At 43.1% G+C, this 14833-nt stretch carries 9 protein-coding genes and 2 pseudogenes; 5 read left to right on the forward strand and 6 right to left on the reverse strand.

Features of this window, described 5'->3' with window-relative positions; all coding sequences use genetic code 11:
• The first annotated feature begins 1 nt into the window (after position 1).
• Positions 2–1060, forward strand: coding sequence for an ABC transporter permease (locus ACHUFM_RS00710; RefSeq protein WP_394178596.1), 1059 nt, complete (start codon positions 2–4; stop codon positions 1058–1060).
• 92 nt (positions 1061–1152) lie between these two features.
• On the opposite strand, the gene ACHUFM_RS00715 is transcribed toward ACHUFM_RS00710, so the two are convergent.
• Together ACHUFM_RS00715 and ACHUFM_RS00720 are read right to left on the reverse strand one after the other, a co-directional pair.
• Positions 1153–2106: a sugar-binding transcriptional regulator gene (locus tag ACHUFM_RS00715; RefSeq protein WP_394178598.1), complete on the reverse strand. Its 954-nt coding sequence runs from the start codon at positions 2104–2106 to the stop codon at positions 1153–1155.
• Between the two features lie 117 nt (positions 2107–2223).
• On the reverse strand, positions 2224–3213 hold the full coding sequence (locus tag ACHUFM_RS00720; RefSeq protein WP_394178600.1) for a 2-hydroxyacid dehydrogenase: 990 nt from the start codon (positions 3211–3213) through the stop codon (positions 2224–2226).
• Between the two features lie 332 nt (positions 3214–3545).
• Between ACHUFM_RS00720 and ACHUFM_RS00725 the strand changes: the two genes are divergently transcribed.
• The 3 genes and pseudogenes from ACHUFM_RS00725 to ACHUFM_RS00735 form a co-directional block, all read left to right on the forward strand.
• Positions 3546–7931 carry a PAS domain S-box protein gene (locus tag ACHUFM_RS00725; protein ID WP_394178602.1) on the forward strand — a complete coding sequence of 1462 codons (4386 nt, stop codon included), beginning with the start codon at positions 3546–3548 and terminating at the stop codon, positions 7929–7931.
• Positions 7932–8118: 187 nt separating this feature from the next.
• Positions 8119–8784 (forward strand): annotated as a pseudogene (locus ACHUFM_RS00730) (PAS domain-containing protein); the annotation flags it as partial.
• 117 nt (positions 8785–8901) lie between these two features.
• Positions 8902–9339 (forward strand): annotated as a pseudogene (locus tag ACHUFM_RS00735) (methyl-accepting chemotaxis protein); the annotation flags it as partial.
• Between the two features lie 78 nt (positions 9340–9417).
• On the opposite strand, the gene ACHUFM_RS00740 reads toward ACHUFM_RS00735, so the two are convergent.
• The 4 genes from ACHUFM_RS00740 to ACHUFM_RS00755 form a co-directional block, all read right to left on the reverse strand.
• Positions 9418–9876: a MarR family winged helix-turn-helix transcriptional regulator gene (locus ACHUFM_RS00740; RefSeq protein ID WP_394178604.1), complete on the reverse strand. Its 459-nt coding sequence runs from the start codon at positions 9874–9876 to the stop codon at positions 9418–9420.
• A 175-nt stretch (positions 9877–10051) separates the two neighbouring features.
• Entirely contained in the window at positions 10052–11371 is a 1320-nt protein-coding gene (locus tag ACHUFM_RS00745; protein WP_394178606.1) for a TRAP transporter large permease, read from the reverse strand.
• Entirely contained in the window at positions 11364–11867 is a 504-nt protein-coding gene (locus ACHUFM_RS00750) for a TRAP transporter small permease (RefSeq protein ID WP_394178608.1), read from the reverse strand. Before ACHUFM_RS00750 ends, ACHUFM_RS00745 begins: the two co-directional genes overlap by 8 nt.
• 26 nt (positions 11868–11893) lie before the next feature.
• On the reverse strand, positions 11894–12928 hold the full coding sequence (locus ACHUFM_RS00755) for a TRAP transporter substrate-binding protein (RefSeq protein ID WP_394178610.1): 1035 nt from the start codon (positions 12926–12928) through the stop codon (positions 11894–11896).
• Between the two features lie 312 nt (positions 12929–13240).
• On the opposite strand from ACHUFM_RS00755, the gene ACHUFM_RS00760 reads away from it, so the two are divergent.
• Entirely contained in the window at positions 13241–14806 is a 1566-nt protein-coding gene (locus ACHUFM_RS00760) for an acyl CoA:acetate/3-ketoacid CoA transferase (RefSeq protein WP_394178612.1), read from the forward strand.
• Positions 14807–14833: the final 27 nt, after the last annotated feature.

Genomic DNA, 14833 nt, shown 5'->3' on the forward strand with positions numbered 1-14833 from the left:
TATGAACCTCAAAAATAATAACAATGTATTTCGTTCGGGCAATCTTGGGTTAATTCTTCTTAAAATGAGAACCTTCATTGCGCTCTTTATTATTTTAGGCTTTTTCTCGTTGACGGTAGATGGTTTTTTAGCCCCCACCAGTTTGATCATTATGATTAAGCATATTTCCATTAATGCTTTTCTTGCGTTAGGCATTACCTTTGTCATTATCACCGCAGGCATTGATTTATCCATCGGCGCCACATTGGGGTTTTGTGGCATGGTGGCAGGCTATCTGATTTCTCATGGTTTGGTGATTGAACCGCTAGGCATTGCCATTTTTCCAAGCGTTTGGGTTGTTGTCCCTGTCGTGGTGATTATTGGGGGGATAATAGGGGCAATAAATGGTTTTATCATTACACGTTATAAAGTCGCGCCTTTCATTTGCACCCTAGGCACCATGTACATTATCCGAGGCGCTGCTATGTTGTTATCTGGTGGCGAAACCTTCCCAGGTTTACAGGGCAACCCTGAGCTTGGAAACACGGGGTTTGATGCCATTGGATCTGGTTATCTATTTGGGCTCCCTATCGCTATTTGGTTGATGTTTATTATGGCTGGTGTCATTGCTTACATCGCCAAAAAACTGCCTTTTGGCCGTCATGTGTATGCGATCGGTGATAATGAAAAAGCAGCGGAATTGTCTGGTATCAAGGTCAATCACGTCAAAGTGTGGGTGTATACGATTGCAGGGATATGTTCTGCCATTGCAGGCATTGTGGTGACCTCACAATTGGTGGCAAGTCATCCTGCAACTGGTACCGCTTTTGAGATGAACGCGATTGCCGCAGTGGTTTTGGGTGGAACCTCTTTGGCAGGAGGTCGAGGTACCGTCACCGGCACTTTAATTGGTGCGTTTGTGATTGGTATATTAGCGGATGGTTTGGTCATGATGGGCGTCAGTGAGTTTTGGCAGATGGTGATCAAAGGGGTGGTGATTATCATCGCGGTGATCATCGACCAGATGCAAAATAAGATGCAGTATAAAGCGGCCATTGGTTCTCAAAAAGCGGTTTGTTAACCGCCTGATGAAATATCTGCTCTTAGATGGTGGGGTGATTTGAGAAGGTGAAAAAGGAACGGTTAAGTAAATTTAGCCGTTTCTCTTATGTTTTAGTGTCTTTCTAAAATGGCTTCTGCGGTCACTCTGTCTGTAATTAACACATCAATGTAGTTGCCTGATAAAGCCCCTTTGATGGCATCTACTTTGTCCAACCCTCCTGCAAGGGCAACCACCAGTTCACAAGCTTCAAGTTGCTCAAGTGACATACCGATTACTGGATCGTCTTCAGGATTGACCACTGGGCAGCCATTTTCATCGTAATAATGTAAACAGATATCGCCCACAGCGCCTTTATCCGCGAGTTCTTTTAGGCGCTTTTTGTCGTAGTAATTCCCAGAGTTTCGCAACAGGTTTGATGGTTCCAACATGCCAATACCAACGATGGCAAGATTGACCTTATTGAACATGTCTACCACGTCAGACACTTCCGCCGTATCGAGCATTTTGAGTTTGTCTTGTAGGGAGTGTTCGATACTTTGAGCCGGTAACATAAAGGCATCACAGGAAAGAATATCCGCCATGGTTTGCGTCAGTATGGTCGCTTGGATATTACCGTTATGTCCCACACCACCTAGGACCTGAATGACCCCTTTGGCTTTTACTTTGGTGGTGTGCAAATGATCGACCATAGAGCGAATGGTATCGCTCCATGAGGATATGCCGATTAGATCGCCATCTCGCAATGAGGTATCCAAGTAATGTGCTGCAGAAGAACCAATCGCGCGTTTAATTTGTGCATCGGAAGGATCGTCTTGAATATCCACAACGATGACATTTGATACCCCAAAACGTTGTTGGATTTTAGTTTCTAATCCAATAAAAACGGAAGGCGGTTGAATAACGCTGATTTTGACAATGCCTTCTTTAAGGCATCGAGTAATTGATCGAGAGACTTGAGATTGTGAAAGTCGAAGTGTTTTCGCAATATCGGCTTGTTTTAATCCATCCTGATAATACAGAGTGGCGATTTTGAGTAACAATCGTTTTTCATCAATTTTTGACATTCTTTCGCAGTCTCTAAGCGGGCTTTTAGCGTTATAGTAATTTTAAAGGCCGTACTTGAAAATTACTATCCCTAATGCGATTTCATAACGCCAGTTCAATAACGCTTTCCATAAAGTTTATGCCAACCGTCTCTGCTGAGGGTTGAGGGTTTGGCTAAGTTGTAAATTCGCCACTGTGGTTTGCGCAATATGGTTCAAGGCTTCATCCGTAAAATAGCCTTGATGGCCGGTTACGACAACATTAGGAAAGGTCAGCATGAGTTGGAAAACGCTGTCTTGAATGATATGAGAGGACATGTCTTCAAAGAATATTTTGTTTTCTTGCTCGTATACGTCTAGTCCCAAATAACCAATTTTCCCACTGTAAAGGGCGTCGATGGCTTCTTGAGCATGAACCAACGCACCGCGACTGGTGTTAATGATCATCACACCGTCTTTCATTTTCTGTAAGCTCTGTTGGTTGATTAGGTGATGAGTGGCGGTCGTAAGTGGGCAGTGTAAGCTGATAATGTCACTTTTTTGGTAGATCTCATCCAGTGACAGATACTGACAACCTTGGTCAATGAGTTCTTGTGATGGGGATAGGTCATAGCACAACACCTCACAGCCGAAGCCTTTCATTATACGACAAAAAGCCGCACCGATACGGCCCGTGCCAATACAGCCGACAGTTTTTCCTTGTAGGTTAAAGCCCAACAAACCTTCCAGGGCAAAATTTCCTTCTTTGACTCTATGATAGGCTCGATGTGTCTTGCGGTTGAGAGTCATGATAAGAGCGACGGCATGTTCAGCAACAGACGTTGGACTGTAGTCTGGAACATGAAATACCTTGATGTTCTGTTGTATCGCAGCGTTTAAGTCTACGTTATTAAAGCCTGCACAGCGTAAGGCAATGGTGTTCACGCCCTGCTGTTTTAATTGGCTGATTACTTCGGCATTGACATCGTCGTTAACAAAACAGGAAACCGCATCGAACCCTTGTACTAAACTGATGGTTTCTTGACTCAAGCGACTTTCGAAAAAGGTCATTTCAAGATCTGTTTTTGAGATGTAATGGCTCAGCGTTCTTTTATCGTAAGGTTTGCAGGAGAAAACGGCGATTTTCATAACCAATATCCTATTAAATGTATGAAGAATATAAAGGTTATAGCGTATATCTTTCTAAGAAAGTAACTTGCTTAGACTTTTTTTGATATGAAGCAATATTTATAAGAAATATTTATGAAGTCCTGTCTATTCCGCAGATTTCTGTTTACATAAATTAATAGTTAATTTGTATCTGGTAAGAAATTGTAATTTTTTATTTATATATCACACAACAGGATGAAGAGAGTAATAGGTTTCGACTAGACTAACCATATTGATTCACATTAACAACGGATGCCCCTAGCGACTCAGCTTTCATCACGCATTAGGGGAGTTTTTGCCTGGAGGCAAAAGTGTATTGGACTTCTTCTAACAATATTTTCAATCGCTGGGTGATTTTGACCTTAGTGCTTGGTTGTTTCATATCCGTTTATGTCACATATCGTGTTCATATTTCCAATCAAGACATTATCGATCAATCAGCAGCACAGGTATCAGAGGAAGTCTTACAGCAAGTCGTGACTCGGATTCAGCTCTATCAATATGGTTTGAGAGGGGCTCGAGGAGTGGTACTGACCGCAGGCGAAAAAAACATTACGCGTGATGACTTTTATCAATACAGTGTGACCCGAGATATTGATAAAGAATTTCCCGGTGCTAATGGTTTCGGTTTTATCCGTCGGGTACCGCAAGAATCGATGGACGAGTACTTGTCTCATATTCAGGCTTCAAGCTGGCCTAATTTTAAGATTAAGGAATTGTCCTCGAATTTTAGTGAGCGTTACATCATAGAATTTGTTGAACCTATTGGCCCTAATCAGCAGGCCATCGGCCTAGACATCGCTTCTGAGATCAACCGAAGAGAAGCCGCATTGTCTGCTATTTATGATGGTGAGGTTCGTATAACAGGACCTATTACACTTGTGCAAGCTTCCGGTAAAACATCGCAATCGGTACTGATTCTGATGCCCATTTATCGGAATGGTAAAGTGCCTAGAGATATGCAGGAGCGCTACCGTGAAGGCTTTGGTTGGAGTTATGCGCCCTTAATTATGGAAGATGTATTGATGGCGTTGGAAATCGACCAGAGTAAGATTCACTTCGAACTCTACGACGTCACGGATTTGGACGACCAAGTCGGTTTTTATTCTAATGATGGAAAAGGCTCTATCGAACAGCTTCATATTACCGAAACTGAAATATATGGTCGTAAATGGCAAAATCGGTTGAGTGTTACGGATGCCTATATCCGTGAGTTACGTCTTTCTGACCCCTATGTTTTTTTGTTTTTCGGTGTCGCGCTGAGTGTTCTGGCAGCCATTTTAGTCGCCGTTGTACGTATCAATATGGCTCGTCGACAAGAGGTCGTTGCCCATCAGTCTCGGATTGCCGCTGTGGTCGAGGGCTCAGCAGATGGCATTATTAGCTTGAATCTTGAAGGCATCATCACAAGTTGGAACCGAGGCGCTGAGCAAATCTATGGCTATCAGCAAAGAGAGGTTATTGGTCTGTCTGCACTGCAGACTCTAGTGCCTAGTGAATTGCAAACTGATGATAAGAAAATGTTCCAGCAGGTTCGACAGCAAAAACAAGCTTTATCCATTGAAACCCGAATTCAAACTAAATCAGGCTCTCAGGTACCAGTTTCTCTGACTATTTCCCCTATTTTTGATGCTAGCCAATCTATTGTCGGGGTTTCGCAAAGTGTGCGTGATATTTCCGAGCGTAAAAAGGCAGAGGCAAAAATCCGAGAGCTGAATGTCAGTTTAGAAGATCAAGTGAAAGCTCGTACGGCCGAGTTGGAAGATTTAAACCGATTACTGAATGATGTTCTACAAGCGTCTTCTGAAATTGCCATTGTGGCGACCGATGAAAAAGGCTTGATCACCTTATTTAATAATGGTGCTGAACGTATGTTGGGATATCAAGCAGAGGAAGTCCTGGCTGAAAGAACGCCGGTGGTATTTCATACCACGGTGGAAATTGATCAGCACCGAGCGACTATTTTTGAAGAATACGGCTGCTATGTTTCAGACCCAATGGAGGTGCTGATATACAAAGCCAAACAGCAAGATTATGACCGCCAAGAATGGACGTATGTGCATAAAAATAGCGAGAGACTTCCGGTGTCATTGGTCATCACACCGATGAAAAATGCGCGTGGTGATATTGTCGGTTATCTTGGTATGGCAATGGATATTTCAGAGCAGAAGAAGAATCAACAAGCTTTAGTAGCCGCGAGAGATCAGCTGTTAATCGCCGCTGAAGTTGCTCAATTAGGGGTATGGAGCTGGGATCTTGAACAGGATGTCCTAGATTGGAGTGATATGATGTACGACATTTATCACTATCCTAAGAGTGTAAACGAAGACGGGGTCACCTTGTCTGATTGGCAAGCGAGATTGCACCCAGAGGATAAAGAAAAAACCCTGAATCACTTCCATCAATCTCTACGTAACGGAAAATTATACAATGATGTGTTCCGTATTATTTTACCGGATGACAGTGTGCGATACATCCAAGCTGGCGCATACATTGAAAAAGATTCGCAAGGTAACACCTTACGTTTAACTGGGGTGAATCAAGACATCACGTCAGAGCGAGAGCTTGAGACCTGGTTGCGACATGCGAAAGATGAGGCCGATGCCGCCAGTGCGGCTAAGTCCACTTTCCTTGCGAATATGAGTCATGAAATCCGTACTCCAATGAATGCCATTTTAGGTATGTTGCAGTTGGTAAAACGCACGCCGTTGTCTGATCAGCAAGATGATTACATTACCAAAGCGCAAATCTCGGCTCAGTCATTATTAGGCTTGATCAATGATGTTTTGGACTTCTCTAAGGTCGACGCGGGTAAGTTAGAGTTAGAGCAAGCGGTTTTTGATTTTGAAGCGTTATTGTCTGAATTGTCGACGGTGTTGTCTGGCAGTCCAATTCGTGACCAAGTGGAGTTGGTTTTTGATGTTGACCAACACCTCCCTAGTCATTTTGTCGGCGATAAATTACGCCTGCTACAGATCCTCATTAATTTATTAAGTAATGCCATTAAGTTTACTTTAGAAGGCTGCATCACCCTTGAAATAAAATGCTCACAACAAAACCAAGGCATGGCTAAGTTAGCGGTTGCAGTGAAGGATACGGGTATTGGTATTTCACAAGAAAACATAGATTCCATTTTCGAGGTATTTTCTCAAGCTGAATCTTCCACAACTAGACGTTTTGGTGGGACCGGGTTAGGTCTGGTGATTTGTCGACGCTTTGTTGAATTAATGGGAGGGGAGCTAACAGTCGATAGTCAATTTGGCAAAGGCAGTTGTTTCGCTTTCAGTATTGATTTGCCTGTTGCCGATGAATCCTCTAGCAAATTGGTCACACATCAAAAAGATATCAAGGTATTGATTGCGGAAAGCAATTTGGCCTCTCAGATTATCTTGACTCGAATGGCGCAGAACCTTGGGTGGCAAACAGAGGCCATCGATGATTTTACTGCGATCAGCCATGTACTAAAACAGGCGCATACTGACAGTAAACCTTTTGATGTTTTATTGATTGATGTAAAACTGCCCAACTTTAAAGGGCAGTCTAGTCTCGATGAACTTGGTCAGTTTATCCCTGATGGCGTCCCACTTCCCAAGAGTATTTTGTTGCTTAATGCGACAAATGAAAATGCTCATGAAACGACATTACCGAATGCAGTTAAGTTACTGAAACCTGTGACCATGAGTCGTTTATCTGAAACCGTTTACCAAACATTGGCAGTAGAACGAACTGTTCAAGCGGCGCCGGTAATGGCTCAGCAAGAGGATAAGGTGCTGCAAGGCATTAACTTATTGTTGGTAGAGGATAATGAATTTAATCGTCAGGTCGCCACAGAGTTATTGATGATTGAAGGGGCTAATGTGTCCGTAGCAACAGGCGGTGCAGAAGGGGTCTCGATGGTACTAAATCAAACGCTTCCGGTATTTGATTTAGTCTTAATGGACATGCAAATGCCGGACGTGGACGGTTTAGAGGCCACTCGAGAAATTCGAATGGATTCACGTTTTACGAATTTACCAATTGTTGCTATGACGGCGAATGTATCGATCTCCGACCGTCAAGCTTGCCTTGATGCCGGTATGAATGATCACTTAGGTAAGCCATTGGACATAGGACAAATCATTGCTTGTATTCTGCGACTCATTCCCGACAAACAACCTAAAATTCCCCCAGTGAGTGAGGATGGTGTGTGGCTTTCTAAGCACTCTGCCAGTGTTTCTGAAGACGATGTATCTGAAAAAAATGTATCGAAAAAGAATGTACTGGAAAAGAAGGTATCTGACGCAGACATACAGAATACTAAGGTAGGTACTGTCGAAGTAGACAATTCCCTTGATGCTGAAAAGGTAGAAGATATTTTAGATCGTTTCGGGGGCAGTATTGAGCTTTATCGCAGTGTTATGAGTGGCTTTGAAAGTGAAGCTGATACCCTCATTGAGCAGCTCAAAAAAGCGGTTGATGAACAAGATGTTGGTCAGCTGATAGAAGTCTTACATAGTTTAAAAGGATCTGGGTTGACCATGGGGTTAATGAGGTCTTCTGCTGCACTTGGTCAATATGAGGCGGAATTAAAAGCCACTTCCGACGCACATACTCATTCAATTTGTATGAACAGTTTGATGAAGTTGGATGTAAAAAAAATGATACAGGATGAGTTGACCGAAATTCATCGTAAAGTGGAGGAATTCGCAGATTATTAATTAATTGTCTAAGCTCAATAGCTTAGTAAATGACTTTTAGCTTGATTAGGTTGAACGATAGATAACGGTTGGAATTGGGAGAATAGGAATGTTTAACGCTGGTTTGAAAAATGACATAAAGGCGCTAGAGGAAAAGCTTTACTCACTTAATCAGGTTAAGGATAGCCTAGACGAAGAAATGTTAGTAATGAACTTAAGCCCAGACGGCGTCATTGTTAATGTGAATAAAAAGCTGATGGCTGAGTTAGCGAGCTCAGAAGCGTATTTTGTTGGTAAAACGCTGTCCGATTTAACCCCTCAACACGCTAAAGGCACTCCCCACTTTAAAGCCATACACGATGCCATAAAATCGGTCCGTCATTGGGCCGGGGCCATTGAAATGATGCGAGAAGATGGTCAGGAGGCTTGGTTACGAGGGATTTTTCAACCGGTTCTCAATTCTGAAGGGCGGGTGAAAGCCTTTTCAATCCATTGTAACGATTTGACTCGAACCATTACCAAATCGCGTGAGGATGAAAATATTATCACAGCATTACAGCGCTCTACTGCGGTCATAGAGTTTGATTTGTCAGGAAATATTTTGGATGCGAACAGTTTGTTTCTAAAGGGAATGGGCTATTCATTAGAGCAGATTAAAGGCCAGCATCACCGCATGTTTTGTGAACCGGAAGAAACCAATTCAAATGAATACATTCAATTCTGGGAGCGGTTAGGGCAAGGGCAGTTTTCTACTGGTCGATTCAAACGAGTCGATAGCCGTGGAAATGTTGTTTGGTTAGAAGCTTCTTATAATCCCATTTCAGACATACATGGTAAGTTTTATAAAGTAGTAAAGTTCGCTTCGATTATTACCGACGTTGTGAATCGTGAAATAGCCGTCTCAGATGCTGCGGACATTGCCTTTACGACGTCTCAACAAACAGATGAGAGTGCTCAAAAAGGCAGTCAAGTGGTGAAAGATACGGTTGATGTAATGCACGAATTGTCTAGCCAAATGGCACAAGCGGCGGATGGCATTTCAGAGTTGGATAAACAATCTCAATTAGTGGGGTCTATCATTCAAAGTATCCGAGGCATCGCTGATCAAACAAACTTATTGGCTTTAAACGCAGCCATTGAAGCGGCTCGTGCTGGCGAGCAGGGGCGAGGTTTTGCGGTTGTTGCGGATGAGGTAAGACAACTGGCATCGCGTACCAGCGAAGCCACCGAAGAAATTGTTGGGGTCGTGGAAAAAAATCAGTTGTTGGCAGAAAAAGCGGTTGCCTTAATTAATAAGGGCAAAGAACAAGCCGAACAGGGGTTATCCTTGTCGAACGAAGCCGGTGAGGTAATTATCGAAATTCAAGATGGTGCTCAGCGAGTAGTGGATGCTGTAGGGCAATTTGCAAATCAGTTTACCACCGATTAATACGACATCATTAATCGTACTGTATAAGCGTGCTGGTTTCTAACCAGCACGCTTATTTTATACGTTATGTTTAGAAAACTAGTCTTTCGCTAGTGTATCTAATATGTCTAATAACCAGTCCACTTCTTTATCGTTTTTCAAACGTTGAGCCATGGCCTTTTCATGCTCCATGACACGATCGCTCAACCTGCTAAAAAATTGTTGGCCTGATTCCGTCATAAACAGGGCATAAGAGCGACGATCATTCTTTGCGGGGCGTCGTTCAATTATGTCCATTTGCTCTAATTTGTCGACGGCCGCTACCATGGCTGAGCGGTCATTTCCTAGTGCTTGAGCGACCGCGGTCTGAGTTAAACCTGGATTACGCTCAACAATAGCGATAACAGCGAAGAGCCCAGGACTAATGCCTAAGTCTGAACATACCTCTGAAAATTTACTGAAAAAATTCATTTGAGCACGACGTAATCGGTAGCCAAGTAAACTATTGAGTATGCCAAAATCAATATTGCTATCAGTTTGTTTTGTTTCGTCAGACATTAAATTCTCTTTTATGTTCGTTAGATCCTAACAATTGTAATATAAAGAGCCATTGTTTCGACACTAAACTGTTTGTATTTTTTGATAGTTTGGGTTTTTCGGTTGTGTCATGGAATCATAAAAAGAAAGCCGACACAGAGGTCGGCTTTTAAAGACATTGTCTCGTAAAAACAGCTTAGCTAATTAAATGTACTAAGCCGAGCGTAATGCCTGGGAAAATAACTAAGAGTGCAACCCTGACAAAGTCAGAAATAAGAAAAGGAACAACGCCTTTAAAGCACTCTTTTAGTTTTAGACTGTCATCGAATGATTTAATAATAAATACATTCATTCCAACTGGAGGCGTTATCAGACCGACTTCTACTACGATAAGAGCCAAGATACCGAACCAAATACCAGCGTCTGCAACTGGAATACCAAAGTCCATAGAGACAATAATAGGGAAGTAAATTGGTATGGTTAGCAAGATCATGGCCAAGCTGTCCAAGAAACAACCCATGACTAAGTACGTCAGTAGCATCAGTGTCAAAATGGTATAAGGCGATAGTCCCGAGTTAGTGATTAATTCCACACCCACATCGGGTAATCGTGACAATGCAATGAAGACGCTGAATAAATCCGCTCCCAATACGATAAAGAATATCATCGCGGAAGAAACGGCGGTTTTCATTAAACACACTAACAGTCCGTCTAGACGCATTTTACCGTGGGTTAAGGCTAAGATAGCGGTTAAAATAACCCCGACTGAAGCAGCCTCGGTTGGCGTGAAAAAGCCAAGGTAGATGCCACCTAATACAATTAAGAAAATGAGGGTAATGTGCCAAACATCTTTCGTTGATTTGAGTTTTTGTGCAAACGTCGTCTTTTCGCCACGAGGTCCCGATTCAGGAAAGATACGCACATAGATGGCAATGGCTAAAATATAGCCGCCAGCGGCTAAGAAACCTGGAACAAAGGCCGCAATAAACATTTTTGAGATATTTTGTTCCGTTAAGACCGCAAAGATGATCAGCACCATGGAAGGGGGAATCAAAATTCCTAATGTCCCACCTGCCGCAAGAGCACCGGCCGCTAGGCTGCCAGAGTATTTCAGGCGCTTCATTTCAGGTAGTGCTACTTTACCCATGGTCGATGCGGTTGCTAAGGAAGAGCCACAAATGGCCCCAAACGCGGCACATCCTGCAATAGCCGCCATAGCGATACCACCACGTTGACGACCAATCCAAGTGTTACAGGTGCGAAACAGTTCCGCGGTAATGCCTGAGCGTGTGGCCAACTCTCCCATTAACAGAAATAATGGCACAACAGATAAATCATAGCTGGAAAATTTAGAAACAGGGGCTGTCCCCAAATAGTTTAGTAGGGCCGGCATGCCACCAATCATGACATAACCAATGCCACCGCATACCAGCATAGCTAAAGCAATGGGGATACGGATGCTCATTAGCACCATTAGGGCTGCCATCATTAAAAAGGCCAGCTCAATATTACTCATGGTTGCCTCCACGAAGTGTGGTGTACAGTCTATTCAGACCACAAATTCCGCAAAGCAGCATGCAAATAACGCCAACAGTGAAAGTCCACCATGTGGGAAGTGCTAAAAGCATGGATTGCTCAAGGTATTCTTTCGCTTCGAAGCCACTTAGGGTCATTTGATAAGCGAAAGTAAAAGATACAGCTGTGAAAACAAGATCGCTGATGACTCCTAATGTGCGTATAGTGCTGGGTTTGCAATGCGCGGTAAAGAGGTCAACAACCACATGGCCTTGTTGCTGATAACATTTAGGGAGGAAAAGAAAGATTGCCATTCCTAATCCCATTTCTGTAATCTCATAGTCACCGACGATAGATTGACCTATCGTGCTTCGACCGATAATGCTAGCAACCGTTACGATTGCTAGCATTAACATAATGAAACCACCCGTCAATGCGAAGATATTGGCAAGACGCTCTAATAAAAGATGTCTTGAGGTCGCCGTAAGTTGCATCATGTTTAAATCACCTAACTAACGAGAACTTAAAAGTTCTCGTACTTCTCGATCAGTGTTTTTGCTTTATCCAATAAATGGTCAGCATCGTAGCCGTCGTCATTCATGTCTTCAATCCATTGTTCAGTAACTGGTGCCAGTGTTTCTTTCCAACGGTCATACTCGGCGCCTTCAATGGTATTGAAAGTGTTGCCATTGTCTACCGCATCTTTACGAGCACCAATTTCATAAGCATCAAATACGTCCCCAACAAAACCAGCAAGAGGAATGCCAGAGTTATCATCGATCACTTTTTTCAAATCATCAGGTAATTTGTTATATGACTTTTTGTTCATAGAGAAAATGAAGAATTGAGTATAAAAACCACGATCACCTTTAAATTCTGTGTGATGTGTCGCTAGCTCATGAATTTTCATTGGTTTAACTACTTCAAACGGTAGGGCTGTTACATCGATAACCCCTTTTGACAGCGCGCTTGGCATGGATGGTACTGGCATGAAAACAGTATTAGCCTTAAGGATATTAAGTGCATCTGCCATCATTTTATTTGGTGAACGAACTTTCATCCCATCCAGATCTTCTAGTGTTTTGATGTCTTTGGTTCGAGAATGCAGAGAGCCTGGGAAGTGGGTATGTAGAGTCAACAAATGAACATCTTTTAATTCATCTTGCATTTCGGTTTCAGCATACTCTTGCATGGCCATACTAGTAATGCGAGCGTTCAAAGGCATGAATGGTAATTCAAACGCGGTTGCTTTTGGGAAACGACCAGGCGTATAACCGCCGACTGTCCAAGACATATCGACAATACCCTTACGTGTTTGATCAAACAATTGTGGTGGTTTGCCGCCTAGCTGCATTGCTGGGTAGATGTCAATGTGAATACGGCCATTCGATTCTGCTTCAACTTTGTCTGCCCAAGGTTGTAAGAAGTTTACTTGCGCATTTGAAACTGGCGGTAACATATGGTGAAGTTTGAATGTGTATTCAGCTTCTGCAAGTACGCTTGTCGATAGAGCGGCTCCAGCGACGAAAGCTAGCGCTTTGAGTTTTAAGTTTTTCATAGTTTACACCTTATTATTTTTGTCTTATCCAGTGTCAGTATAGTCAATTGCTTATATTGACGATCTCATGTGCCTAGTTGCTCTCGAGACTTATCTCATGTCCCTAGTTACTCCCGAGACTTAAAATCATTTTGGCCATAACCCTGCGTTAATTCAATCATAATGCATATGACTTTTTTGCTTAGTGTATTCAAAAAAAGCAAGAGGGTATAAAAAAACATGAAAATGTTTGCCAATTTAATTGTTGTGATGTACAACAAGTTTTGTCTTTTTTACATTGTTTATAGCATAACAATAATATGAGGTTACAAGATGAGTAAGTTGATTTCTCTAGATCAGGCTGCTGGGCTAATTCAAGATGGTGCGTCAGTGGCTTGGTCTACGGTTGGTATGTCGTATTTCGCGGAAGCGGTTGCCAAAGCCGTAGAGCAACGTTTTGTTAATACGGGCCACCCACTGCAACTTACCCTTATTCACGATTGTGGTTGCGGTGATGGTAAAGATGCTGGAATGTCTCATCTTGCTTACCCTAATTTGGTAAAGCGATTAATTTCAGGGCACACAGGTCAAGCGCCTAAAATGGCACAGATGATTACCGATGATGAAATAGAAGCCTACCTATTGCCGCAAGGGGTATTGACGACCATGTGGCGCCAGATTGCGGGTAATAAACCAGGTGTTATCACTAAAATCGGCATGGGCACTTACGTAGACCCTCTGGTTAGTGGTGGTAAGGTAACGGCTAAAACCAAAGACGATTTGGTAAAGCGCATCAGTATCGAGGACGAAGACTGGCTATTGTTTAAGAAGTTCCCGCTCGATGTGGTCGTGATTCGCGCCACCACCGCGGATGAAGACGGTAACTTGTCCGTTGAAGAAGAAGCCATGCTGGCGGAAATTTTACCGATGGCACAAGCCGCGAAAAATAATGGCGGTATTGTGATTGCACAGGTGAAATACATTGCCGAGCGTCATTCTATACACCCAAAAGAAGTTAAGGTGCCCGGTGTATTAGTGGATTATGTCACTGTCGCGCCAGCCGAGGATCACAAGCAAACCATTGGCAGTGTTTACAATCCAGGTTTGGCAGGCAATTCACGAGTACCATTAAATGCCTTGCCTGCTATGCCTTTTAGTGCTCGAAAAGTCATTGCCCGCCGTGCGGCTATGGAGCTCGAAGCCAATGTGATGGTGAATTTAGGCATTGGTATGCCTGACGGTGTGGCGGCCATCGCGGCAGAAGAAAAGGTATCGCACTTATTTACCTTAACGACAGAATTGGGTACTTACGGCGGTATTCCGGCTTCGGGTGCGGATTTTGGTGCGGCGTGGAATGCAGATGCCATTATTGAACACGAAGCGCAGTTTGATTTTTATGACGGTGGTGGTTTGGATATTGCCTTCTTAGGTCTAGCGCAAGCCGACCAACAGGGTAATTTGAACGTCAGTAAGTTTGGTCCAAAAGTGGTCGGTCCAGGTGGCTTTATTAACATTTCACAAAGTGCTAAGAAGGTCGTGTTCTGCGGCACTTTAGTCAACGGTGCCAAACTTGAGTTCAGTGAAGGTAAGGTGCAGGTTATTGAAGAAGGTAAGGTGCAAAAGTTCGTTGATGCAGTGGATCACATTACCTTTAGTGGTGATGTAGCACGTGCCAACAAACAGCCTGTGGTGTTCGTTACTGAGCGTTGTGTGTTGGAATTACGCCAAGAAGGTATGGTATTGACCGAAATTGCCCCTGGTTTGGATTTGGAAAAAGACGTATTGGCCGCCATGTCATTCCGTCCTTTGATTGCCGACGATCTGAAAACCATGCCAGAAGCCATTTTTGCAGAACAATGGGGCGGTTTAAGTGAGATTATGTCAGCGCAAGGTCAATAACAATAATAACCAAGTTTGAGGTACGAG

It is taken from the genome of Marinomonas posidonica (genome assembly GCF_043643765.1).
Lineage (GTDB): Bacteria > Pseudomonadota > Gammaproteobacteria > Pseudomonadales > Marinomonadaceae > Marinomonas > Marinomonas posidonica_A.